Annotated in this window: 24 protein-coding genes; 17 read left to right on the forward strand and 7 right to left on the reverse strand. The window is 58.0% G+C overall.

The genetic code is table 11. The annotated features are described in order from the left end of the window. Window positions 1-22 precede the first annotated feature (22 nt). Window positions 23-991, reverse strand: coding sequence for a transcriptional regulator LsrR (gene lsrR / locus BJ885_RS13985; RefSeq protein ID WP_010435856.1), 969 nt, complete (start codon window positions 989-991; stop codon window positions 23-25). Window positions 992-1,206: 215 nt separating this feature from the next. Here lsrR and lsrA point away from each other — a divergent pair, with 215 nt between their 5' ends. Genes lsrA through lsrG form a run of 6 tightly spaced genes read left to right on the forward strand, consistent with a single transcriptional unit; the run spans window position 1,207 to window position 6,892 of the window. Next, entirely contained in the window at window positions 1,207-2,694 is a 1,488-nt protein-coding gene (gene lsrA, locus BJ885_RS13990; protein WP_121932149.1) for an autoinducer 2 ABC transporter ATP-binding protein LsrA, read from the forward strand. Then, window positions 2,691-3,722 (forward strand): autoinducer 2 ABC transporter permease LsrC, encoded by a 1,032-nt coding sequence (gene lsrC, locus BJ885_RS13995; protein WP_121932150.1) that lies wholly within the window; start codon window positions 2,691-2,693, stop codon window positions 3,720-3,722. The genes lsrA and lsrC overlap by 4 nt, the downstream gene beginning before the upstream one ends. Beyond that, window positions 3,723-4,700, forward strand: a complete 978-nt coding sequence (gene lsrD, locus BJ885_RS14000; protein ID WP_121932151.1) for an autoinducer 2 ABC transporter permease LsrD — start codon at window positions 3,723-3,725, stop codon at window positions 4,698-4,700. Window position 4,701: 1 nt separating this feature from the next. Continuing rightward, window positions 4,702-5,703, forward strand: a complete 1,002-nt coding sequence (lsrB, locus tag BJ885_RS14005; protein WP_121932152.1) for an autoinducer 2 ABC transporter substrate-binding protein LsrB — start codon at window positions 4,702-4,704, stop codon at window positions 5,701-5,703. 11 nt (window positions 5,704-5,714) lie between these two features. After that, entirely contained in the window at window positions 5,715-6,602 is an 888-nt protein-coding gene (gene lsrF, locus BJ885_RS14010; protein ID WP_029741387.1) for a 3-hydroxy-5-phosphonooxypentane-2,4-dione thiolase, read from the forward strand. Further along, on the forward strand, window positions 6,599-6,892 hold the full coding sequence (gene lsrG / locus BJ885_RS14015) for a (4S)-4-hydroxy-5-phosphonooxypentane-2,3-dione isomerase (protein ID WP_023333521.1): 294 nt from the start codon (window positions 6,599-6,601) through the stop codon (window positions 6,890-6,892). Before lsrF ends, lsrG begins: the two co-directional genes overlap by 4 nt. A gap of 55 nt (window positions 6,893-6,947) precedes the next feature. Here lsrG and BJ885_RS14020 read toward each other — a convergent pair whose 3' ends face one another. Next, window positions 6,948-7,796 carry a dihydrodipicolinate synthase family protein gene (locus BJ885_RS14020; RefSeq protein WP_121932153.1) on the reverse strand — a complete coding sequence of 283 codons (849 nt, stop codon included), beginning with the start codon at window positions 7,794-7,796 and terminating at the stop codon, window positions 6,948-6,950. Window positions 7,797-7,808: 12 nt separating this feature from the next. Beyond that, window positions 7,809-8,495 (reverse strand): B3/4 domain-containing protein, encoded by a 687-nt coding sequence (locus BJ885_RS14025; RefSeq protein WP_121932154.1) that lies wholly within the window; start codon window positions 8,493-8,495, stop codon window positions 7,809-7,811. A 42-nt stretch (window positions 8,496-8,537) separates the two neighbouring features. Here BJ885_RS14025 and BJ885_RS14030 point away from each other — a divergent pair, with 42 nt between their 5' ends. Further along, entirely contained in the window at window positions 8,538-9,140 is a 603-nt protein-coding gene (locus BJ885_RS14030) for a helix-turn-helix domain-containing protein (protein ID WP_063439561.1), read from the forward strand. Window positions 9,141-9,178: 38 nt separating this feature from the next. Here BJ885_RS14030 and ygjG read toward each other — a convergent pair whose 3' ends face one another. Next, window positions 9,179-10,558, reverse strand: coding sequence for a putrescine aminotransferase (gene ygjG, locus BJ885_RS14035; protein ID WP_183128634.1), 1,380 nt, complete (start codon window positions 10,556-10,558; stop codon window positions 9,179-9,181). Window positions 10,559-10,993: 435 nt separating this feature from the next. On the opposite strand from ygjG, the gene BJ885_RS14040 reads away from it, so the two are divergent. Continuing rightward, window positions 10,994-12,514: a PAS domain-containing methyl-accepting chemotaxis protein gene (locus BJ885_RS14040; protein ID WP_121932156.1), complete on the forward strand. Its 1,521-nt coding sequence runs from the start codon at window positions 10,994-10,996 to the stop codon at window positions 12,512-12,514. Window positions 12,515-12,850: 336 nt separating this feature from the next. Beyond that, on the forward strand, window positions 12,851-14,410 hold the full coding sequence (locus BJ885_RS14045; RefSeq protein ID WP_121932157.1) for a methyl-accepting chemotaxis protein: 1,560 nt from the start codon (window positions 12,851-12,853) through the stop codon (window positions 14,408-14,410). On the opposite strand, the gene BJ885_RS14050 is transcribed toward BJ885_RS14045, so the two are convergent. Further along, entirely contained in the window at window positions 14,407-14,901 is a 495-nt protein-coding gene (locus tag BJ885_RS14050) for a PadR family transcriptional regulator (protein WP_047646390.1), read from the reverse strand. The two genes, BJ885_RS14045 and BJ885_RS14050, sit on opposite strands and share 4 nt — an antisense overlap. A 147-nt stretch (window positions 14,902-15,048) precedes the next feature. Between BJ885_RS14050 and BJ885_RS14055 the strand changes: the two genes are divergently transcribed. Next, window positions 15,049-15,813, forward strand: coding sequence for a siderophore-interacting protein (locus BJ885_RS14055; protein ID WP_047646389.1), 765 nt, complete (start codon window positions 15,049-15,051; stop codon window positions 15,811-15,813). On the opposite strand, the gene BJ885_RS14060 is transcribed toward BJ885_RS14055, so the two are convergent. After that, window positions 15,814-16,983 (reverse strand): DNA repair protein, encoded by a 1,170-nt coding sequence (locus BJ885_RS14060; RefSeq protein ID WP_047646388.1) that lies wholly within the window; start codon window positions 16,981-16,983, stop codon window positions 15,814-15,816. It lies immediately after the preceding gene. A gap of 432 nt (window positions 16,984-17,415) precedes the next feature. On the opposite strand from BJ885_RS14060, the gene BJ885_RS14065 reads away from it, so the two are divergent. Beyond that, window positions 17,416-17,919, forward strand: a complete 504-nt coding sequence (locus BJ885_RS14065; RefSeq protein ID WP_029741396.1) for a hypothetical protein — start codon at window positions 17,416-17,418, stop codon at window positions 17,917-17,919. After that, window positions 17,916-18,263, forward strand: a complete 348-nt coding sequence (locus BJ885_RS14070; RefSeq protein ID WP_147449223.1) for a hypothetical protein — start codon at window positions 17,916-17,918, stop codon at window positions 18,261-18,263. Before BJ885_RS14065 ends, BJ885_RS14070 begins: the two co-directional genes overlap by 4 nt. A gap of 55 nt (window positions 18,264-18,318) precedes the next feature. Here BJ885_RS14070 and BJ885_RS14075 read toward each other — a convergent pair whose 3' ends face one another. After that, a complete protein-coding gene (locus tag BJ885_RS14075; RefSeq protein ID WP_047646387.1) occupies window positions 18,319-18,894 on the reverse strand; it encodes a phage repressor protein CI in 576 nt (191 codons plus the stop codon). Between the two features lie 227 nt (window positions 18,895-19,121). Here BJ885_RS14075 and BJ885_RS14080 point away from each other — a divergent pair, with 227 nt between their 5' ends. The 5 genes from BJ885_RS14080 to BJ885_RS14100 all read left to right on the forward strand — a co-directional run bounded on the left by BJ885_RS14080 (window position 19,122) and on the right by BJ885_RS14100 (window position 22,718). Then, window positions 19,122-19,460: a DUF5347 domain-containing protein gene (locus tag BJ885_RS14080; RefSeq protein ID WP_047646386.1), complete on the forward strand. Its 339-nt coding sequence runs from the start codon at window positions 19,122-19,124 to the stop codon at window positions 19,458-19,460. 68 nt (window positions 19,461-19,528) lie between these two features. After that, window positions 19,529-19,756 (forward strand): DUF2732 family protein, encoded by a 228-nt coding sequence (locus tag BJ885_RS14085; RefSeq protein WP_121932159.1) that lies wholly within the window; start codon window positions 19,529-19,531, stop codon window positions 19,754-19,756. Further along, entirely contained in the window at window positions 19,756-19,977 is a 222-nt protein-coding gene (locus BJ885_RS14090) for a TraR/DksA family transcriptional regulator (protein WP_059347618.1), read from the forward strand. The genes BJ885_RS14085 and BJ885_RS14090 overlap by 1 nt, the downstream gene beginning before the upstream one ends. A gap of 1 nt (window position 19,978) precedes the next feature. Further along, window positions 19,979-22,168 (forward strand): replication endonuclease, encoded by a 2,190-nt coding sequence (locus BJ885_RS14095; protein ID WP_121932160.1) that lies wholly within the window; start codon window positions 19,979-19,981, stop codon window positions 22,166-22,168. Between the two features lie 109 nt (window positions 22,169-22,277). Continuing rightward, complete coding sequence (locus BJ885_RS14100; protein WP_029741403.1) at window positions 22,278-22,718, forward strand: DinI-like family protein; 441 nt, start codon at window positions 22,278-22,280, stop codon at window positions 22,716-22,718. The last annotated feature ends 23 nt before the right edge of the window (window positions 22,719-22,741 follow it).

Genomic DNA, 22,741 nt, shown 5'->3' on the forward strand with positions numbered 1-22,741 from the left:
TTGTTAGCGCAGGGCCTGCCCGTTACGTCAGGGCCAGCACCGCGCGGGCTGTCGTCTCCTCCGTCACCAGGCCATTGATACGGCGACCCTTCAGTGCGGCATAAATCGCATCGGCTTTCTCTTCCCCTCCGGCCACGCCAACGATGGTGGGCAGCTGCGCCAGTTCATCGAGCGTGACGCCCAGCAGTTCTTTGTGGATCTCCAGCTCCTCGACGCACTCGCCCTCGGCATTGAGGAAATAGCCGAGAATGTCGCCGACCGCGCCTTTGCGGGCGTACATCAGCTGTTCACCTTCGCTGATATAGCCGGAGCGCAGTATCGTCGCGTCACGGCGCTGGTTCACTGAACCAATGCCGACCACTGCGACATCGGCGGCGGTGGCGGCGAGGATCACGTCCCGCACGCTGGTCTCGCGTTTTAAGATCCCAGCCACCTCGGCGGATGACACGCGAAGCGGGGCGGGGATCATGCTGACGCTGCAGGCCGCGTCCAGCTGGCCGATACCGGTCATATACGGCCCGACGCCGCCGGAGAGTGTCACCAGGCGGATCTGCTGCGAGCTGATAAAGCCGCTCAGGTGCTGCAGGCTGCTCATGGTGGTTTCACCAAACCCCACCGCCAGCAGCTGGCCGGGCTCCAGTACGCCCATCAGCGACTGCGCCGCGCCAATGCCCAGCCGCACGTTCATCGGCGGCGTATTTAACGCGGGCATCACGCGCACCAGCTTCAGGCCGAAGCGCTGCTGTAGCTCGGTCTCCAGCGCCAGGCAGCCCTCGTAGCGGGAGTTGATCTGCACGCGGATCACCCCGGACTGACGGCCTTTTTCCAGCAGGCGGGAGATCTTCAGGCGCGGCAGCCCGAGCCGCTCGCCGATGTCGTTCTGGGTTAATCCGTCGTGGTAGTAGCACCAGGCCACGCGCGCCACGAGCTCCTCTTCCGCCAGTGCCAGCCCGGCAAACCGTCCTTCTTCCGCAGTGCGTTTATCGCTCATAGTTGAACTCTTATAAAAATTTAGATCATATGTTCGTGATGGCGCGAAGGGAAAGTGTGAGCCACGCGACAAAACGGATCTTTTAGATCGTTTCTGGTTTATCTGTATCTCAATCGATAAAACTGTGATCCCTGCACGGTTGTAAATATAGTTCACCGTCTACGCTTTTGAACATTATTAAATCTAAAAATCATTTGTTCAATAGCGGAGCGATGATGACCTCACTTCTCGACGCGCGAAATATCAGCAAGCAGTTCTCAGGCGTGCCGGTTCTAAAAGGCATTGATTTCACGCTGCTTGCGGGCCAGGTGCACGCGCTGATGGGCGGAAACGGCGCGGGGAAATCGACGCTGATGAAGATCATCGCCGGGGTGGAAACGCCGGACAGCGGTGAACTTTCTGTCGAGGGGCAGTCATATGCGCGGCTCACGCCCTTACAGGCGCACAGGTTAGGCATTTACCTGGTGCCGCAGGAGCCGCTGCTGTTTCCCAACCTGACGGTGCGGGAAAACATCCTGTTCCGCCTGCCGCGCGAGCGCGATCTGGAAAAGCGGCTGGCGGAGAAACTTCAGCAGCTGCAGTGCCAGCTTAACCTCGATGCCGCCGCCAGCACCCTGGAAGTGGCGGACCAGCAGATGGTGGAGATCCTACGCGGGCTGATGCGCAACGCGAGGATCCTGATCCTCGACGAACCTACGGCCTCCCTCACGCCGGGCGAAACCGAGCGGCTGTTCCGCCAGATCCGCGCCCTGCAGGCGCTCGGCGTCGGGATTGTCTTTATCTCGCACAAGCTGCCGGAAATCCGCATGCTTTCAAGCCACGTCTCGGTGATGCGCGACGGCGCGGTGGTGCTGAGCGGCGAAACCGCGCAGTTTGACGACAGCGCCCTGATCGCCGCCATGACGCCGGTAAGCCGGGGGAAATCCCTCAGCGATACGCAAAAGCTGTGGCTGGCGCTGCCGGGCAACCGCCGCACCCAGCCGCAGGATTTCCCGGTGCTGCGCGTTGACGATCTTACCGGGGAAGGGTTTATCGATCTCAGCCTTGAGATCTACGCCGGAGAGATCGTCGGCCTGGCCGGGCTGGTGGGATCCGGGCGCACCGAGCTTGCGGAAACGCTCTACGGCCTGCGGCCGGTACGCGGTGGGCGCGTCTGGCTGGAAAACCAGGAGATCACCGACGATCCGGTAAGTTCACGCCTGGAAAAAGGGCTGGTCTACCTGCCGGAAGACAGGCAGGTGTCCGGCCTGTTCCTCGACGCGCCGATCCGCTGGAACACCGTGGCGCTGAACGAGCCGTCTATCTGGCAGCAGCGCAAGCGGGAGTCGGCGGTGGTGGAGCGCTATCACCGGGCGCTGGGGATCAAGCTCAACCATGCGGATCAAAACGTGCGCACGCTCTCCGGCGGCAACCAGCAGAAGGTGCTGCTGGCGCGCTGCCTGGAGGCTAATCCTTTACTGCTGATCGTCGATGAACCGACGCGCGGGGTGGACGTCTCGGCGCGCGCCGATATCTACCAGCTGATAAAAAGCGTGGCGGCGCAGAACGTGGCGGTGCTGATGATCTCAAGCGATCTTGACGAGTTTCCCGGCCTTGCGGACCGGGTGCTGGTGATGCATCAGGGCGTGCTCAGCGGCGAGCTGCCGCGCCACGCCGTCAGCCTCGACAGAATGATGGCGCTGGCATTCGGAGGGCAATCATGAAGACCTTACTGAAAAACCGCGAGCTGAGCGCGTTTCTCGCCATTCTGGCGCTGTTCGCCGTGCTGGTGGCGCTGAACCCGTCCTACTTCAGCCTGCAGACGCTGGGGATGATCTTCGCCAGCTCGCAGATCCTGATCCTGCTGGCCATCGGCGCGTCGCTGGTGATGCTGACCCGCAATATCGACGTGTCCGTCGGCTCCATCGTCGGGCTGTCCGCCATCGCCGTCGGCGTGGCGCTTAATAGCGGCTACAGCCTGCCCGTTTCCATTCTCTTCGCGCTGTCTATTGGCGCGCTGGCCGGGACGTTCAACGGGTTCCTGGTGGTGGGGCTGCGCATCCCGGCGATTGTCGCCACCCTCGGCACGCTGGGGCTGTACCGCGGGGCAATGCTGCTCTGGACCGGCGGAAAGTGGATTGAAGGGCTGCCGCCGGGGCTGAAATCCCTCTCTGAGCCTGCCGCCGTCGGCATTTCGCCGCTCGGCATGCTGGCGTTGATTATCGCGGCCACAGGCGCATGGACGCTGTCGCGTACTGCGTTCGGGCGTGATTTCTACGCGGTGGGGGATAACCTCGCCGCCGCGCGCCAGCTGGGCGTGGCGGTGAACCGCACCCGCATGATCGCCTTTACCCTCAACGGCATGCTGGCGGCCTGCGCCGGGATCGTCTTTGCCGCGCAGATTGGCTTTGTGCCCAACCAGACCGGCAGCGGGCTGGAGATGAAGGCCATCGCCGCCTGCGTGCTCGGCGGTATTTCGCTGCTGGGCGGTACGGGCACGCTGGTTGGCGCGCTGCTCGGGGCCTTCTTCCTGACCCAAATCGATACCGTGCTGGTGTTGTTCAGGCTCCCGGCGTGGTGGAACGACTTTATCGCCGGGCTGGTGCTGCTGGGCGTGCTGGTGCTCGACGGGCGCCTGCGCCAGGCGCTGGCGCGCCATCAGCGGGCGCTGAAGTACGGTCGCTTCCAGCCGGGTAACAAAGGGGGAAAGCACGTCACCCCGTTTCCCAAACGCAAAAAAGAGGTGGCGTAAATGAGGCTTAACTGGGAAAGCGCGCTGCTGATTTTACTGGTGCTGGAGATCCTGCTCTTTGGCGCCATCAACCCGCGCATGCTCGACATCAACATGCTGCTGTTCAGCACCAGCGATTTCATCTGCATCGGCATCGTGGCGCTGCCGCTTACGCTGGTGATCATCAGCGGCGGGATCGACATCTCCCTCGGCTCGACCATCGGCCTGTGCGCCATCGCGCTGGGCGTGATGATGCAGGCCGGATGGCCGATGGCGGTTGCCATTCCGCTGACGCTGCTGCTCGGCCTGCTGTGCGGATTATTTAATGCCGCGCTGATCCACTACACCGGCATCAGCCCGCTGGTTATCACCCTCGGCACGCTCTACCTCTACGGCGGCGGCGCGCTGCTGCTCTCCGGCATGGCGGGGGCGACGGGCTACGAGGGCATCGGCGGCTTCCCGGACGGCTTCACGGCGTTCGCTAACCTCACGGTGCTGGGTCTGCCGATCCCGCTGGTGCTGTTCGCGGTGATTACGTTTTTCTTCTGGCTGATTACCCACCGCGGGCGCTTTGGCCGTCATCTGTTTTTGATTGGGCAGAATCCGCGCGCGGCGCGCTATGCGGCGCTGTCGGTGAACGGTATGCCCTACGCGCTGTACGGGCTGGTGGGCATGGCCTCCGCCATTGCCGCACTGGTGATGGTCTCCTATTTCGGCTCCGCGCGTTCGGATCTGGGGCGCGATTTGCTGATGCCCGCGCTCACCGCCGCCGTGCTCGGCGGGGCCAATATCTACGGCGGGTCAGGTTCGGTGGTCGGTACGGCGCTGGCGGCGCTGCTGGTGGGCTACCTGCAGCAGGGTTTACAGATGGTCGGCATCCCTAACCAGGTGTCGAGCGCGCTGTCAGGGGCGCTGCTGGTTGTGGTGGTGATGGGACGTTCGCTGAGTCTGCACCGCGAGTGGGTGCGTTCTCTCTTTAGAAAACTATCCGGAGCGTAAGATGAAAACAAAACTGTTCGTCCTGGCAATGGCCCTCAGCTTCGCCTCGGCGCAGGCGGCGGACCGCATTGCCTTTATCCCAAAGCTGGTGGGCGTGGGGTTCTTCACCAGCGGCGGCAACGGCGCGAAAGAGGCGGGGAAAGAACTCGGCGTAGATGTGACCTACGACGGCCCGACCGAGCCGAGCGTCTCCGGCCAGGTGCAGCTCATCAATAACTTCGTCAACCAGGGCTATAACGCCATTATCGTCTCCGCCGTGTCGCCGGACGGCCTCTGCCCGGCGCTCAAGCGCGCGATGCAGCGCGGCGTCAAGGTCCTGACCTGGGATTCCGACACCAAACCGGAGTGCCGCAGCATCTACATCAACCAGGGGACGCCGGAGCAGCTTGGCGGCCTGCTGGTGGAGATGGCGGGCAAACAGGTCACCAAACCGAACGCTAAAGTGGCGTTCTTCTACTCAAGCCCGACCGTCACCGACCAGAACCAGTGGGTGAAAGAGGCGAAGGCCAAAATCGAGAAAGATCACCCCCAGTGGCAGGTCGTGACGACCCAGTTTGGCTATAACGACGCCACCAAATCCCTGCAAACCGCCGAAGGGATCTTAAAAGCGTATCCGGATCTGGATGCGATCATCGCCCCGGACGCTAACGCGCTTCCAGCGGCGGCGCAGGCGGCGGAAAACCTGAAGCGGGAAGGGGTGGCGATTGTCGGGTTCAGCACGCCGAACGTGATGCGTCCGTACGTTGAGCGCGGCACGGTGAAAGCCTTCGGCCTGTGGGACGTGGTGCAACAGGGCAGAATTGTGGTCAATGTCGCCGATCGCCTGCTGAAAAAAGGCGATCTTAACGTCGGCGACAGCGTGGACGTAAAAAATATCGGCGCGCTGAAGGTCGAACCGAACAGCGTGCAGGGTTACCAGTATGAGGCGAAGGGCAACGGCATCGTGCTGCTGCCGGAGCGCGTGGTGTTCACTAAAGAGAACATCAGCAAATACGATTTCTGACGGGGGAGCAAATGGCTGATTTAGACGACATCAAAGACGGCAAGGATTTTGGCATCGGCACGCCGCAGCAGAACGTGCCTTACACACTGAAGGGCTGCGGCTCGCTGGACTGGGGCATGCAGTCCAGGCTTGCGCGCATCTTCAACCCGCAGAGCAACCGCACGGTGATGCTGGCCTTTGACCACGGCTACTTTCAGGGGCCGACCACCGGCCTTGAGCGCATCGATCTCTCCATCGCGCCGCTGTTTGGCGAAACCGACGTGCTGATGTGCACCCGCGGCATCCTCAGGAGCCAGGTGCCAGCCGCGACGAACAAACCGGTGGTGCTGCGCGCCTCGGGCGGTAACTCGATTCTGGGCGAGCTGTCGAACGAGTGCGTGGCGGTGGCGATGGAGGACGCGCTGCGCCTGAACGTCTGCGCGGTGGCGGCGCAGGTGTATATCGGCAGCGAGTTTGAGCATCAGTCGATCAACAACATCATCAAGCTGGTGGACGCGGGCGCGCGCTACGGCATGCCGACGCTGGCGGTGACGGGCGTCGGCAAGGAGATGGCGCGCGACGCACGCTATTTCTCGCTGGCCAGCCGCATCGCCGCCGAAATGGGGGCGCAGTTCGTCAAAACCTACTACGTGGACGAGGGCTTTGAAAAAGTGACCGCCAGCTGCCCGGTGCCGATTGTGATCGCCGGGGGCAAAAAGCTGCCGGAGCACGAGGCGCTGGAAATGTGCTGGCGCGCGATTGACCAGGGCGCGTCCGGCGTGGACATGGGTCGCAACATCTTCCAGTCCAGCGCGCCGCTCGCCATGCTGAAGGCGGTGAAAAAAGTGGTTCACGAGAACTGGAACGCCCGCGATGCGTTCCAGTTCTGGCAGGAAGAGAAACAGGGAGAAGCAAAATGAACGTGACGCTGGTTGAAATCAACATCAAGCCCGAGCGGGTGGACGAGTTTCTGGAGGTGTTTCGCGCCAACCACGAGGGGGCAATCAAGGAGCCGGGAAACCTGCGTTTTGACGTATTGCAGGACCCGAGGGTGAAGACCCGGTTCTTTATCTACGAGGCCTATAAAGACGAAGAGGCGGTGCTGGCGCATAAGCAAACCCCGCATTACCTGGCGTGCGTGGATAGGCTCGAAGAGCTGATGTCAGAGCCACGTAAGAAACGCAGTTTTGTGGGGTTGTTGCCGGAGTAACAGGCGTTATAAAGGTTTTGTAGGCCGGGTCAGCGCTAGCGCCACCCGGCGTTGTTCAGGCCAGCGCCAGATCCGCAAGTATCGTAGCAAGCGCTTCGCGCGGCTCACCCTGAATAGCCTGAAGGGGGAAGGGTAGCGCGGGCGTTTCCACTTTCCCCAGCATTTCTGCCGCTGCCGCTACCACCCGCAAACTACCATAATGGCGGAACAGCGCCCAAAGCGGCTCCAGCCGCTCGGATTGTGCCGACTCTTTCGAACGGGCAATCGCCAGCGCTGTTTGCGGAAACAACCCGCCGACCACCGAGTACCAGACGTCAAACCCGGCCTGCAGGGCGGAAGCCGCTCGCCAGTCACCGGCGATGCCCAGCGTGACGGTATCAGGAAGACGAGCGCGTACCTGCGACAGGTCCTCCGGCACGCGGCCAAGCTTTATGGACCCTATATTCGGCAGGGCCGCGGCGGCAAATAACAGTTCATCGCTAAACGAAAAACCGGTCGTAGCGGGATTATCGTAAATGCACAGCGGTACGGAGAGCTGGCGGGTCACCGTTTCATAGAGATGAAACACTTCGTCTTCCGTTAATCGCTGGTACGACACGGGTGCCAGCAGCACGCCGGAGACACCTGCCGATTGTGCGTCGTCAGCCAGACGCAGAATATCATCCAGCCGCAATGCGCCGATGCTGACGATGACCGGAATGTCATCAGCATGCGCCACCGCGCAGCGTGCGATCCGACCACGCTCTTCAACGGTCAGATAGGCATAACTTCCCGTTGAGCCCAAAATGCCCAGTGAATCCACGCCAGCGTCGACCACGGGGTGCAGAAGATTGATGAAGGCGTGCTCGTCAAACGTCCCCTCTCTCAGGGGCGTTAACGGAAACGCGCTTAACCCGTGAAACATCGTGTTGTCCTCCTACTGCGTCAGCAGCTGAACCCGAGCCGTGGCTCCCGGCATCAGCCGCTGCAGGTTGTTGACCAGCTCTTCTCCTGCCTCTTCCAGTGCCGCAAGCGGCATTGACGGCAGGCTTTCAAGAATAAACCACATAGATTGTGCCTGGCTGTCCAGACGGGTACGAACCCCCTGTCGCCAGTTCCAGCGGCGGCAGGTGACGCCGAGGTCGTCTCGCCAGATAACCTCGCCAGCATCCGGGTATTCCACTACCGGCTCTCCCTCCTTAAAGGTATCAAACGGTTCGCTGCCGTCTGCCAGCGTCAGGCGCGGCGCACCCGAGTACGCCGCGAGATTTTCCCCACCCACCGGAATGGCATAGCGAATGCTCACCGCGTTATAGATATCCACCACCGGATCCAGCGACGGCAGCGAACCGTCTTTCAGTACCCGCTTGCGCAGGGCGGAGGCCGAGCAGGGCGTGCGTTTCGGTTTCGCGCCGAAGGCTTTAAACACCTCATCCCAGTCTGAAAGATGTGCATCAGCCCACGGCACATCATCATTCAACATCTGCTGGCAGGCCTGCGCCAGCGCGGCGGGCGCAACCTCCGGGTGGGTAATCGGCGCAGCTTCAACCAGAATGCTCAGCGCCCGAAAGCCCGGGGCAATCCCGGCAAGACGCGAATCTATTGACGGCGTAACGAGAGACATAAATAATCCTGTATTGACTGTTTTATACCATGGTAGTGACCAATGACTGATAAAGTCAATATAATGACTGATTCGGGTGCCGATGTTGCCCAGGTAAGCCTGGCCGTGGCGAACCGCATCCGCAACTGGCGTAAAGAGAAAAAGCTGTCTTTGGACGAGCTGTCCCGCCGGGCCAGCGTCAGTAAAGGCATGCTGGTGGAGATCGAAAAGGGCGCAGCCAACCCCAGTATCGCCATCTTGTGCAAGCTGGCCGCCGCGCTCGGCATCTCCGTAGCGGATATCGTCAACGTCTCCAGCGAGCCGCTGGTGCATGTTATCGAAGAGGCCGCGATTCCGGTGCTGTGGCAGGGCGCACAGGGTGGATGCGCCAGACTGCTGGCGGGAACGGCAGGCCCGGATATGATTGAGCTATGGCAGTGGGAGATGCAGCCGGGAGAGCGCTTTACCTCTCCGGGGCACCCGGCGGGAACCTTTGAGCTGCTGCACGTGAACGAAGGCGTTTTAACGCTGACGGTGGACGAGACGGTGACGCAGGTTGCTGCAGGCGAATCGGCGGTGGCGAAAACGGAAGCTGCGCACGGTTATGCCAATGAGGGAAAAAACGTTCTGCGCTTTACCATGACGGTGGCGGAGTTCCACCGCTAAAAACCGGGCCTGTAACTGCCTGCAGGCCCGGTGATTTTTTACGCCTCTTCCACACTTATTCGCAGCGCTGCCAGCGCTTTACGCGCCGCTTTCAGCACCTGCTCACACTGTTCAATCGTCAGCGTCAGCGGCGGTTCGATGCGGATGGTTTTCGAGTTGTTGAGCGTTCCGGCGACCAGCACCCGCTGGCGGAACATCTCGCTCGCGAAGCTATAGCCGGTTTCGTTATCGACAAACTCAATCGCCATCAGCATCCCTTTCCCACGCGCGTCCTGCACCAGGTCCGGATACTCTCGGCCTAGCTGACGGAAGCCGTCCAGCAGCATGTCGCCTTTCTGCTCCGCCTGCGCGGGCAGGTTTTGCTGCAGCAGCACGTTGATGGTTGCCAGCGCGGCCGCACAGGCCAGCGGGTTACCGCCAAAGGTGGTGGTATGCAGGAACGGATTATCGAACAGCACCGAGAAGACCTCTTCAGTCGCAACCGTCGCACCAATCGGCATCACGCCGCCGCCGAGCGCCTTCGCCAGGCACAGGATGTCCGGCTGAACATTTTCGTGCTCGCAGGCAAACATTTTGCCGGTGCGCCCCATCCCGGTCTGGACTTCGTCGAGGATCAGCAGCGCGCCAAACTCATCGCACAGCTGACGCACGGCGGGCAGATAGCCCTGCGGAGGGAGGATCACGCCGCCTTCGCCCTGAATCGGCTCCAGGATCACCGCCGCCACGTCATCGCCGGTTTTACGGCATTCGCTCAGCACGGTGCGCATGGCGTTGATGTCGCCAAACGGCACGTGGCGGAAGCCCGGCAGCAGCGGCATAAACGGTTTGCGGAAGGTGGATTTGGCGGTAGCAGACAGTGCGCCCAGGGATTTACCGTGGAACGCGCCGCTGGTGGCGATAAAGGTGAATTTTCCGCGCGGCGACTGGTACGCTTTGGCGAGTTTAATCGCCGCTTCGACCGATTCCGTGCCGCTGTTGCTAAAGAAGCTGTACTTCAGCTTGCCGGGCGTCAAGGCCGCCAGCGTTTTCGCGAGCATGGCGCGAAGCGGGTCGAGCAGTTCCTGGCTATGGAGAGGTTGTTTCGCAAGTTGATTCTGTACGGCGGAAACCACAACTGGATTACGGTGCCCCACGTTGAAAATTCCAAAACCTCCCAGGCAATCTATAAACTCCTGTCCCTGGGTGTCGACAAGCGTGTTCAGACTTCCCGCTTGCCACTCTACGGCTCCGTAATCCCCGCCGGCGGTAACAGATTTGCGATACTCCAGAAAACCTGGATTGACGTGCTCTTTAAAGTAATCGATGACCTCTCGGTTAAGTTGTTTCATCTCCTCATGATCGAGCGTTCGCTTCTCAATGAGATTCAGTGCGTGCGCGGTACAGGCAAGAGCCGAGGCGCTGGAAGGTAACCTGTTCAAAATGTGCTCCCGGGGATCGCGTATCACATGATACTGGTTTAAGTATTGCAGGGATTACGCCACTTCAGATGCCTTAACGAAAATCGGGATAAACGCCAGGTTAAAATAATGTTGCACAATATTTAATCATGCCGGAGCAACCGAAACGGGATTTAGCGGTACAGGACAGAAAGGATAAATGAGGGCGGAAAAGCGCAGCTGCACTAAAGAAGTGCAGTCGCTGCAACTTAAGTGGGCATTAACAGGTCATGCTTTATAGGTAATTTCTTTGCGAAAGTATTTGAAATCAATGAATTATAAAATCGTACAAAAAGTATGGTTTAAGTGAAATCTGCGATCTTCATCAAGTTTAACAACTAAAGATAAATTGTTTACCGCCGAAAAAACATTGACCCACAAAATTAACATTCAAATAACCTGCAAGGGATGCCCACGATGTCCTCTCCAACCGATGTCACCCAGAATGAATACCCTCTGGACGATGACACCACCTTAATGTCTACCACAGACGTCCACAGCTATATCACACACGCCAACGACACCTTTGTGCAGGTGAGCGGCTACCAGCTTGATGAGCTGACGGGCCAGCCGCACAATCTGGTACGCCACCCCGACATGCCAAAAGCCGCGTTTGCCGATATGTGGTACACACTGCAGCAGGGCGAGCCGTGGAGCGGGATTGTCAAAAACCGGCGTAAAAACGGCGACCACTACTGGGTGCGTGCGAATGCGGTGCCAATGGTGCGCCGCGGGCAGGTGACGGGCTATATGTCCATTCGCACCAAAGCCACAGCGGAAGAGATTGCCACCGTGGAGCCGCTCTACCGGGCGCTGAACGACGGGCGCTGTAAGAAACGTGTGCACAAGGGGCTGGTGGTTGGAAAAGGCTGGCTGGGCAAACTGCCGGCTATGCCGCTGCGCTGGCGCGTGCGCAGCGTGATGGCGGCGCTTTATGCCGTTCTCGCCGCCACGCTGGTCGCGACCTCCGCCGGGTGGATGCCGCTCGCCGCAGCCGCGCTAGTGATGCTGCTGGGAACACTGCTGTTTGAGCAGCAGATTGTCCGCCCGGTAGAGAATGTGGCCCGACAGGCGCTGAAGGTCGCAACCGGCGAGCGCAACAGCGTGCAGCATCTGAACCGCAGCGACGAGCTGGGGCTGACGCTGCGCGCGGTCGGGCAACTGGGCCTGATGTGCCGCTGGTTAATCAATGACGTGTCGAGCCAGGTGGTGAGCGTCCGTGACGGCAGCGACAGGCTGGCGCAGGGAAATGAAGACCTGAACGATCGGACGCGTCAGACCGTGGCGAACGTGCAGCAGACCGTTGCAACAATGAACCAGATGGCCGCTTCCGTTCAGAGTAACTCTGAAACCGCCGCCGAGGTGGATAAACTCTCTGTGGCCGCGAGCAGCGCGGCGACGAAAGGGGGCAACGCGATGCAGACCGTCGTCAAAACCATGGATGACATTGCCGACAGCACGCAGCGAATTGGCTCGATTACCTCCCTGATTAACGATATCGCTTTCCAGACCAATATTCTGGCGCTGAACGCGGCGGTTGAAGCGGCAAGGGCAGGGGAGCAGGGCAAAGGTTTTGCCGTGGTCGCGGGCGAAGTCCGCCATCTTGCCAGCCGCAGCGCCAGCGCCGCCAATGATATTCGTAAACTCATTGATGCCAGCGCCAGCAAGGTGCAGTCCGGCTCTGAGCAGGTTCACGCCGCAGGCCGCACGATGGATGATATTGTCGAGCAGGTGAAAAACGTGACGCAGCTTATCGCCCAGATCAGCCACGCGACCTCCGAGCAGGCAACCGGACTGTCAGAGTTGACCCGCGCGGTCGCTGAACTCGACAGCATCACGCAGAAAAACGCCGACCTGGTCGAGGAGAGCGCCCACATTTCTGCGATGGTTAAGCACCGCGCCGGACGCCTTAAGGATGCGGTGACTGTGCTTCATTGAGTCAGTAATGTTCTAAAAAAGCCGTTTATTTCGTAAGGAATAAACGGCTTTTTATTTTCTGGTTGTGACTATTAATGTATTTTATTGTTAATTTAATATTAAATAACTAAAGAAATCGCCTCAGTTATTTATTCCTGCCTAAGTCAGTTCTTCAGAATGCTATTTCGAAAATACCCCGTTTGACGGTCTGGTAACGATCGATGAGGCAATATTAATAGCCTACACCTATGCATTGCGGGGGTTATGAAATAAAAAAACGATCAAACTCATAAAGTTAGCGAAATCGTTACCGATAACAGCGATCGTCTGAGAAATAATCACATCGATGGAGAAAATATGTTCTTACATGACGTAAAGATCGGCACGAAATTATTTCTGGCGTTTGGGTTCTTTATTGTCCTGATGGCGATCAGCGCGAGCCTGTCTCTGCTGAGCCTGAACCGGGCTAATAACGGGATGCAATCGATTATTACCAGCGATTATCCGACCACGGTAAAAGCGAACCAGTTAATCGATAACTTCCAGGAATTTATTAGCACCCAACAGCTGATGCTGCTGGACGAGCAGGGCACTTACACGGGGCAATCTCAGCAGCGCCTGAAAGAGATCAGCGAGCACATCACGGTGATCCTGGGCGAGCTGAACAACGCGCTGCAGGATCAAAAGTCTCAGCAGGTGCTGGCGGAAATCCGCAGCGTGCGCCAGCAGTATCTGGACTCGCGCTACCGCATTTTGCAGGCGGTGCAGAACAACAATCGTGCGGGTGCTATTCAGGAGATGATGACCACCACCCTCGCCGTGCAGCAGGCATATAAAGCGAAGGTGAAGGAGCTGATTACCATTCAAAACAGCGAGATGCAGAGTGCCGGCGCGCAGGTGGAAGGGGATTTCAGGTCTAACCGCCTGCTGCTGATCGTGCTCACGCTCTTTAGCGTCGCGGCAGGCAGCCTGATCGGCTGGTTTATCGTGCGCGCTATCACTCGGCCGCTCGGCGAGGCGGTGCATTTTGCGAAAGCCATTTCAGAGGGAGACCTGACGGGCAGCATCACGCCTCACGGCAAAGACGAAACGGGTCTGCTGCTGCATGCGCTGATGGAGATGAAGACCCGACTGCTGGACATTGTGCAGCAGGTGCAAACCGGCTCGGAGAATATCTCCAGCGCAGCCGCGCAGATTGTCGCCGGGAACCAGGATCTGGCCGCGCGCACGGAAGAGCAGGCAAGTTCCGTTGAACAGACCGCCGCCTCGATGGAGCAGATCACCGCGACGGTGAAAAATACCGCCTCGCATACCGGGGAAGCAACCAACCTCTCGGCGGATGCCGCCACGGTGGTCAAAAACAACGGTGAGATGATGAAACAGGTGACCAGCAAAATGCGCCTGATTAACGAAACATCAAACCGGATGTCAGACATTATCGACCTGATCGACGCCATTGCGTTCCAGACCAACATTCTGGCGCTGAACGCGGCGGTGGAAGCAGCGCGCGCCGGCGAGCACGGCCGCGGCTTCGCGGTGGTGGCCGGCGAGGTGCGCCAGCTTGCCCAGAAGAGCGCGTCGTCTGCCAGCGAAATCCGTGAACTGATTGAGAGCTCCACCAGCCAGACTCAGGACGGGATGAACCTGGTCGAAAAAGCGAGTGGGCTGATCAACGGGATGGTCGGCAACGTGGAAGAGATGGACGTGATCCTGCGGGAAATTCGCCAGGCCAGCCACGAGCAGACGGAAGGTATCTCGCAGATTAACAGCGCGATTGGCCTGATCGATGCCACCACCCAGCAGAACTCCGCGCTGGTGGAGGAGTCTGTGGCTGCAGCAGCATCGCTTAACGAACAGGCGATGCACCTGAAAGAGCTGGTGCGCGTCTTCCGCGTGAGCGAGCGCGCTCCGGCTTAATCCAACTGGGAGATCTCGAGCGCCGCGCGGTCAATGACGCCGATAATCTGCTTGAGCTGCGCGTCGCTGAGCTCTCCCTGATTCACCTTCAGGTCTAACACCGCTTTGAAGTTATCCAGCGCCCGCTTCATCTGCGGGTTTTTGCGCAGCTGAAAGCCGACGGAACGCGCTTTAATGCGCACCTGGATCTGTTCCAGCTGTTTCCGGTTTTCGTCCAGCCAGCGTTGTCCTTCAGCGGTAATCGTAATCGTCTTACGACCGCTCTCTTCTTCCGTGATGGTGATAAAGGTCTGATCCTGAAGATAATCCAGGGTTGGATAGATCACCCCTGGGCTCGGAGTGTAGTTCCCCTGGGTCAGATTCTCGATCTCTTTGATCAGCTCGTAGCCGTGGCTCGCGCTGCGGGTCAGGATATCCAGAATCACCAGCCGCAGATCGCCGTGGCCGAAAAAGCGCGGTCGGCGCCCGCCGCTGTCGTGTTCGTGTCGCATAACAGATCCTTCAATTTGATATATCTAAACTATATCTAAGATATATTCAGATGCAATCTAAAAGATCTTGCATTTTTGCTTATTAGTAATCATTATCATTTGAAAATTGATTTAGATATATCGTATTCACCAGAGAAGGGGCTAAAAATGGCATCTATCCGTTACCCACAGCGTGTTCGTAATGACCTGCGCTTTCGCGAGCTGACGGTGCTCCGCGTTGAGCGCCCCAGCGCGGGTTTCCAGCGCATTGTTTTAGGCGGTGAGCAGCTGGAGGGCTTTAGCTCCCGCGGTTTCGACGACCATACCAAAGTCTTTTTCCCGGCTCCTGGGGCGGTATTTGTACCGCCGGTGGTCACCGATGAAGGCATTGAATGGGGCGACGGCGTACGTCCTCAGACGCGCGACTATACGCCGCTGTACGACGAGGCAAACCATGAGCTGGTGCTCGATTTCTTCGTTCATGACGGCGGCATTGCCAGTCGCTGGGCGGTCGAGGCGAAAGCGGGTGACAGGCTGACCATCGGCGGCCCGCGCGGTTCGCTGGTGGTGCCGGAGGATTACGCCTGGCAGCTGTACGTGTGCGACGAGTCCGGCATGCCCGCGCTGCGCCGACGCCTGGAGAGCATTGCTAAGCTGCCGGTTCGCCCGGAAATTCATGCGGTAGTGACGGTCGGGGACGAATCTTATAAAGACTATCTGGCACACCTGAGCGAATTCAACATCACCTGGGTGGTGGGCCATAGCGAGCAGGCGGTAGCGGACCATCTGGCAGCGCTGACCGTTCCTGGGGAAGACTATTTCATCTGGCTGACCGGGGAAGGGAAGGTGGTGAAGACGCTGAGCCGTCAGTTTGAAACCGACGCGATTGACCAGCAGCTGGTCCGTGCCAGCGCATACTGGCACGCCAAATAATCAGGCGGCGGAATCCAGCTGCGCTTCGTTCACCTGATGTTCGAGCGAGGCGCGGACCTCGTGCAGCGCTTTCTCCTGCTGAGCGAAGTACGCTTCCATATTGTTGAGCGATGAGACCAGCAGCCAGGACTCCTCTTTCTCCAGTTCCGCCAGCTCGTTCACTAAGATGTCGATCTGCTCGCGGACCTGCGCCATTTTCTTGCGAATGCGTTCCAGATCGTTCAGCCTGTCGCTTGCCATCAATGGCTCAAAGCCCTGCTGCAGGCGGGCCACCAGTGAGCGGATAGTTTTAACGTCACCACGCTGCTTCGCCTGGTTGAGCTGCACCATCATCGCGTTGGCTTCTTCTTTCAGGTCGTCCGCCACCAGATCCGGGTGGCAGAGCTTGCTTGCCTGACGCCACAGGCGTTTCAGCTCGTTCCGATCCTCTTCCGAAAGATCCTTGCCCTTGCGCAGCCGCACTTCGGCATCGTGATGCTGCTCGCGATACTTCTCGTACTCTTCGTTAGCGTCGTCGCGCGCCTGACGCGCAGGCTCCTCTTCGCGCGTTAAGCCGCTCTCCAGCTCCAGCGCTTCGGCCAGCAGGTTAGCAATCAGATTGCTTTGCTGCTCCAGATGCTTACGCGCCTCAGCGGCCTGGACGGAGTCGGCCGGGAGATCGCGCCAGCGCTGGGTGAGCGTCGCCAGCACCTCCACCGCCTGCGCCATATAGCGCTGGCAGCGACGGTAATCTTCCTCGCGACGACGCGCTTCCGCCTGCTGACGACGCAGGTTGAGCTCTGCCAGCGTTTTACGCAGGGCGAGGATCTGCTGCATCAGCGGGCCGAGACGGGAGAAATAGAGATCGTTGAACTCATCGAGCTGCTGCACCCGGGCGTTGCGGCGGTCAATCAGATCGCGCAGACGCTCTTCCAGCGCCTTCAGCTCCAGCTTGCTGGCGGCCACCTGCGGATCGCGCCACTGGGTCACGGCGCGCTGGCCCTGCAGCCAGGCGGTAATTGCCGCCATCGCAGAGGTGTAGTTCTTCTCCTCAAGCGCCACGACGATTGCCTGTAGCTCATCGTCAAACGCTTCATTTTTCAGGCGTGTCAGCTGGCTCTGGATGATGTCGTCATCTTCCAGTTCAATGGCATTTTTAATGATTTCTAGCCGTTTGATCGGTGTGCTCATGATGCCTTTCGCTTTGGCGCTTAAGTATTTGAGTTAAGGTTAGTTGTTGTAAAAGCTACAGGAAATAATACACACGGATGATGATCGGCGCGATGGGGGATTTCTTTAGTTTTTAGGGTTTGTAAGTAAAGAGACAGGATGGTTTGCGTTCCCCGTTTCCGCTCTGCCAATGCTTCCACGCTTCGCCATGGGGTTCACAGCGCTTTCCGTGCCTGAGAAGCATCATATAGCAATGGGCATTTCATTGTACAAAGCGTATTAGTGAATTCCTCAAAATCCAACGTCACGCTCATTTTTATTACACTAAACCTAAATTTATTTTTTTTAGTTGACCTTTATATCTATGAGTGATTTGTTAATAACATTCCGGGTTGTTAATGCCCCGGCATTGTCTCCCGGGAAATAAGCAATGGTATATATAAAGGTAACGGTATGCGATTTTTAAAATATATAATTATTCCAGCAATAGTGAGTCTTTCTGGCTGTAGCACTTTCTTTCCTGAGCCGAAAATGTACACTCCTCCTCCGAATAGCGAGGATGTGGCTAAGATTCGCCTCATTGGCCCGCCGATGAGTTATGGCATCTATCAGTATGATAAAACAGGTAAAGAAACTGGTGGATGGGTACTTAAGCACAATCGCTATCTGAACCCTTTCCTTGGGTCGACAAAAGATATTGGTCTCCCTAAAGTGACGGGCAAGAAATATGATAAAGACTATTTTGAAACGCTGATTGTGCCAGACGAAAAAACGACTGTTCAGCACGCTTTATACCAGGGATGTAATGTCTCGCTCACCTTTACGCCAGAAAAGAAAAAGATTTACGAAGGGCATATTAGCTATAGCGATAAAACGGGATATTGCGTGCTTTATATGAAAGAAGTCGCACTGGATACCGTCAATGGTATTTATATTGAAAAGGATTTTGTACAGTGAGAACCATGAATGTCTTAGGCGTGGCGCTAGTCTGTCTCCTGAGCAGCTCTTGTGCATCAAACTACGATGGAACTAAGGCAACAAGCCTGGCGCAGTATTCTGAAAAAGAGATAAAGCAGAAGCTGATCCCGGAGGTCACGACCCGCAAAGATGTACTGATTGCTTTTGGCGTACCTGCCAATACGGCTGACTACAATAATACGCGCCACTGGGAATATACGTCGCAGATCCTCGACCGTCGTATCTATCTCATTATTCCAATTAATCTGGACCGCAAGCAGCAGCTGTCCGTTGATTTTTCTGACAAAGGAACTCTGACTTCATACAACTACATCGAAAAATAACGTTTAAAATCAATCAAAAGGCTGGCGAGCGTCGTCAGCCTTGAATCTTGCCGCCTCAGCTAACCTCGCTGTAAATCCCCACTACGCGACCCACCGTTTTTATCTCGTCGATACCGCATTCAAACGGAACCTTGCCGCCCGCCACGTGGAGTTTTTTACCCGGCAGCAGCGTGAGGTCGCGGATGCTGGCGGTGCCTTCAATCTCAACCAGCCACAGGCCGTCGGTTAACGATGCTTCTTTTTCAATAAAGTGCAGCTTCCCCTCCGCCCGAACGGCGATGCCGCGAGCCAGCGGTTTGCTAAAGAAACCAGAATCGATACTCAAAGTGGTATTTTTTTCCAGCTTTCCATCACTCAGTGTGAATGTGGAAACCGAAACCGGATCGCCCGGCGCGGGGTTACCTTCAAACTGCGCGCCTTGTCCAGTCATCAGCCAGCGGAGGCTGGCGCCGGTGTCCAGCGCGCACTGAACCGCAAAGTCGTAAGAGACGGTACCGCGCGCGTAGCGGTTCTGAAGCGAGCTGGCGGCGATATTAAAGTGCCGGGCCAGCTGGATTTTCTGCGTGAAACCATATACCTGACAGATTCTATCGAGTAACTCTTCATTATTCACTTGAGAATCTAAAATCAAAATATATTCCTTTGGGTGTTTACTAATACTCATTTGGGTATTAGTATCATTACAAATTCGGGCAATCAGCGGCAGGCGTTGGCAAACAGAGGCTAATGATTGCAGACATTATCAAAATGGGAATCATGCAGCATGGCATCTGAAATCGCAATCATCAAACGGCGGAAAAAACCGTGCTCTGCCCGTTTTCAGCGCACTAGCGTGCGTGAATTTACGCGAGGGGAGATATGGCGATAGAAGCTGCCCGTGCAAGGGTTCCACTTAGCGTGGGAGCGCGTCTTAGCGGGCTTAACCACGTCGCTGAACTGCGCGCCCGATACGGGGGCGATAGCGGAAAAGAGCTGGCGCGGTTTATGGCTGAAATGCGCGACAGGCGCGATCCCTGTTTTGAGGAGAACAGCAGGGCGCTGGCCGCCCTCTTTTTCCTGGCGAGATTGCCCGTCGCCCGCCACGAGTGCGATATCAGCGAGCTGACGACCGAAGAGAAACGGGCGCTGATTAATGCCATGAACCATTTTCGTGCTGTTGTGAGTTTATTTCCTGAACGGCTGACCATGCCGATATAACCCAACCCAAAAACTAATGGCGTAAACCCGCCGGGCACCCTATTGCCTGAAATTAAGGAGAACGCGTGATGCGAAACAGTGAAAACCGCCCTTATCCCACCGGAAGTGAAGAACTGAAACGCCTGCTGGCAGGGGCAAAAACAGAGGAACGATGCGCGCGAGCCCTCGCGGTCTCCCTGCGTCTGGAGGCGCTGGCGAGCCATATCTACAAAACCGGCATGAGCGGAGAAGACGTTGCCGAATTGCTGTGCCACGAGGCGGCTCGCTATGAGCGTGAATCCCAGGAGCTGCACTGATGGCCGATTTTATCGATCTTGCGCAGGCGCGCGAGCAGGAAGACAGAGAGCGATACATTAATCGCGCCCGCAGACGACCCGTATCGCCTTCGCGTTTCCTCTGCGAGGACTGCGAGGCGCCGATACCGGAGGCGCGCCGAATAGCGGTGCCCGGCGTAGCCCTGTGCGTAACCTGCCAGGAGATCGCAGAGATAAAAAATAAACACGTCCGGGGAGGATAAGTTGGCTACGTCATTTGCTTATCCGTGGAATGCCCCACGGTCGGCCATTGCCAGCCCTTATCTCACCCATGCCCAACAGCAGCGCCGCGATCGCCTTTTCGCGGCGCTGCAGCAGGCAAGAATTGCCCTCTCACAGCAGCCCGACTGCGTACGCTTCGAAATCTGGCGCACGGTTGACGCCCTCGAACAGCATCGGGGCAGCCCGCAGGCCAACGCCTTTTTGATCCGCTTCTGCAAAAGGATGTTGCCTCGCCTGCGGCGGGTCTCTGAACGTTATGCTTGCACAGGCCTGCACGACGAAGTCTCCAGGGCCGTGTTCGACGGCCATTTCGACACTCAGCTTCTGCAATACCTTGCCTCGCGGATGGTCGAACTGGTTGCCCGCTATAACCGCCTTCCGGATATGACCCGCGCGGACATCGACCTGCTGGCCGCAGATATCGCCAGCTTTATTCGCGGCGAGCTGGCGAATATTAACGATGCTGAAATGGGCGAATACCAGACGCTGTACGTCTGGTATCAGCGCGCCGGACTTATTGCCCGGCAGTTCAACGTGTCGCCACCGCACTGGGAGCGGGTGTCGAAGACGTTTTTCAACAAAGATGACGTTGCCGCGGCGGTGATCCGCATGTTTTCCGAGACGTGGTGGCGCGGGCGTCTGCGTCGGGTCGCGGCTGCCTGGCGCGAGCATCTGCAGATTGCCCTCGGCAACGTCAGCAAAAAGAGAACGGCGTATGCGAGTAAACGCTGCGTGACCGAGTGGCGCGAGCAGAAGCGCCGCACCCGCGAATTTCTCAAGGGCATGGAGCTGGAAGATGAAGAGGGCAACCGCATCAGCCTGATTGAAAAATACGACAGCTCGGTGGCCAACCCGGCGATACGTCGCTGTGAACTGATGACCCGCATCCGCGGATTTGAAAATATCTGTGAGGCGCTGGGCTACGTGGGCGAGTTCTATACCTTAACCGCGCCCGCGCAGTATCACGCGACGCTGAAATCAGGTTTCCCCAACGCGAAGTGGAACGGGGCCAGCCCGGCGGATACGCAAATCTACTTTACCCGTCTCTGGGCGCGTATCCGCGCAAAGCTCCACCGTGACGGGCACCGAATCTTCGGTATCCGCGTTGCGGAACCCCACCACGACGGTACGCCCCACTGGCACATGCTGATGTTTATGCTGCCGGAAGACGTTGAATGCGTTCGCCGAATTATCGGGGATTATGCCCGGCAGGATGCTGCTGCCGAGCTGCAGAGCGAAAGCGCCAGACAGGCGCGCTTTCACGCGGACGCGATCGATCCGCAGAAAGGCAGCGCTACCGGCTATATCGCCAAATACATCTCAAAGAATATCGACGGCTATGCGCTCGATGGCGAGACCGATAGCGAAAGCGGCGGGCTGCTGAAGGAGATGGCGTCCGCCGTGTCGGCCTGGGCAGGGCGCTGGCACATTCGCCAGTTTCAGTTTATCGGCGGCGCGCCGGTAACGGTCTACCGCGAGCTGCGGCGTCTGGCGGATCCCGAGGCCGCGCGCGGTCTGAGCGTTGAGTTTGCCGCCGTCCATGAGGCTGCCGACGCCGGGGACTGGGCGGGTTACGTCACTGCGCAGGGCGGGCCGTTTGTGCGTCGCGATGATTTACAGGTGCGCACCCTGTATGAGCCGCGCGCCGGGTTTAACCAGTACGGCGAGGAAACGGTCCGCATCCGCGGCGTGTACGATCCTGCCGTTGGCGCGGGCAGCCCGATTATAACCCGACTCACGCAGTGGAAAATTGTGCCGAAGCGGGCCGCAGATCTTAAGGATGCGCCCGTAGCCTCTCGGAGTTCTGTCAATAACTGTACGCAGGCCGATCTTTCTCAACCCCTCAGCCGACGTGCAAGACGTGCGTTAACCGAACGCATCAAATTCATCCGCCCTGGCGCTACAGCGCCCGTCGTCTTCGCGAGCGACCCGCAGAACGGGGTACCGGAGAAGGTGATCGATGAGATACGGCTCGCCAGCGGGATAGTCATCAGTCGGGCAGAAGCCCTGCATCTGATGGCGGGAGGCATCAGCCGCTTTAACGATAAATGGTGCAGGGGCGCAGCTGACGGATCGCTATTTCCGGCACCGTGCTCTTACCAGCAAAAGGCGCGGAAAATCCTTGAACGTATTGGGTATTTAACGGATCTCTTCGCTCAGAGAGCCCGCTAATCTCCATCCATATCATGTACATACCGTCAAGGGTTCTGATTTTTCGCTTCACTCTTTTTATGAATACGTGCTACTGTATGTTTATACAGTATCTCGTGGTGGAGGTTGTGTGGACAGAGAGTTGAACGAGCAGGTCATGATTGAACGAGTCGAGCTGATTGCGCGACTGACGACGGAAGGAACGTGTCAGGAAAGAGATCGTGAGATTGCCCTGAATTTGATTGCTGAGATTGCGCGGGGAAATTTAATCAAGAACAACGCATTTACCGTTGTGTTCTCAGCATCGCCTGTTCCGGAACGAATCAAAAAAGAGGGCAACGTTCGGGTGAACATTACTCTCGATAAAGATCAGCAGATTGGCCATGCCGTCGTTGAGGCCTTTCAGTGCGAACTGACCCGCAGAATACGATCCCTGTTTCCGTCATCGCGGGTGAATGTGAAAATCGGATCGGTGACGGGGGTCGAGCTCCAGGGGCTTGAAAAAGAAGCCGATCGCGAGGCGCTGGACGCTATCCTCCGGGAAGTCTGGGAAGACGAGAGCTGGCGCTAGCCCCGGCGTCATCGCCCGTACCA

Origin of the sequence: Enterobacter sp. WP_7_1 (assembly GCF_003688535.1) — a bacterium.
Taxonomy (GTDB): Bacteria; Pseudomonadota; Gammaproteobacteria; order Enterobacterales; family Enterobacteriaceae; genus Enterobacter; species Enterobacter asburiae.

What these genes read in the sequence shown, in the direction of transcription:
- BJ885_RS14060 (WP_047646388.1), bottom strand. Translation starts at nt 16,983, where the DNA reads ATGAGCACACCGATCAAACGGCTAGAAATCATTAAAAATGCCATTGAA.
- BJ885_RS14020 (WP_121932153.1), bottom strand. Translation starts at nt 7,796, where the DNA reads ATGTTTCACGGGTTAAGCGCGTTTCCGTTAACGCCCCTGAGAGAGGGG.
- lsrB (WP_121932152.1), top strand. Translation starts at nt 4,702, where the DNA reads ATGAAAACAAAACTGTTCGTCCTGGCAATGGCCCTCAGCTTCGCCTCG.
- lsrF (WP_029741387.1), top strand. Translation starts at nt 5,715, where the DNA reads ATGGCTGATTTAGACGACATCAAAGACGGCAAGGATTTTGGCATCGGC.
- BJ885_RS14055 (WP_047646389.1), top strand. Translation starts at nt 15,049, where the DNA reads ATGGCATCTATCCGTTACCCACAGCGTGTTCGTAATGACCTGCGCTTT.
- BJ885_RS14080 (WP_047646386.1), top strand. Translation starts at nt 19,122, where the DNA reads ATGGCGATAGAAGCTGCCCGTGCAAGGGTTCCACTTAGCGTGGGAGCG.
- lsrC (WP_121932150.1), top strand. Translation starts at nt 2,691, where the DNA reads ATGAAGACCTTACTGAAAAACCGCGAGCTGAGCGCGTTTCTCGCCATT.
- lsrR (WP_010435856.1), bottom strand. Translation starts at nt 991, where the DNA reads ATGAGCGATAAACGCACTGCGGAAGAAGGACGGTTTGCCGGGCTGGCA.
- BJ885_RS14090 (WP_059347618.1), top strand. Translation starts at nt 19,756, where the DNA reads ATGGCCGATTTTATCGATCTTGCGCAGGCGCGCGAGCAGGAAGACAGA.
- BJ885_RS14030 (WP_063439561.1), top strand. Translation starts at nt 8,538, where the DNA reads ATGACTGATAAAGTCAATATAATGACTGATTCGGGTGCCGATGTTGCC.
- BJ885_RS14085 (WP_121932159.1), top strand. Translation starts at nt 19,529, where the DNA reads ATGCGAAACAGTGAAAACCGCCCTTATCCCACCGGAAGTGAAGAACTG.
- BJ885_RS14040 (WP_121932156.1), top strand. Translation starts at nt 10,994, where the DNA reads ATGTCCTCTCCAACCGATGTCACCCAGAATGAATACCCTCTGGACGAT.
- BJ885_RS14050 (WP_047646390.1), bottom strand. Translation starts at nt 14,901, where the DNA reads ATGCGACACGAACACGACAGCGGCGGGCGCCGACCGCGCTTTTTCGGC.
- BJ885_RS14065 (WP_029741396.1), top strand. Translation starts at nt 17,416, where the DNA reads ATGCGATTTTTAAAATATATAATTATTCCAGCAATAGTGAGTCTTTCT.
- lsrA (WP_121932149.1), top strand. Translation starts at nt 1,207, where the DNA reads ATGACCTCACTTCTCGACGCGCGAAATATCAGCAAGCAGTTCTCAGGC.
- lsrD (WP_121932151.1), top strand. Translation starts at nt 3,723, where the DNA reads ATGAGGCTTAACTGGGAAAGCGCGCTGCTGATTTTACTGGTGCTGGAG.
- lsrG (WP_023333521.1), top strand. Translation starts at nt 6,599, where the DNA reads ATGAACGTGACGCTGGTTGAAATCAACATCAAGCCCGAGCGGGTGGAC.
- BJ885_RS14025 (WP_121932154.1), bottom strand. Translation starts at nt 8,495, where the DNA reads ATGTCTCTCGTTACGCCGTCAATAGATTCGCGTCTTGCCGGGATTGCC.
- BJ885_RS14045 (WP_121932157.1), top strand. Translation starts at nt 12,851, where the DNA reads ATGTTCTTACATGACGTAAAGATCGGCACGAAATTATTTCTGGCGTTT.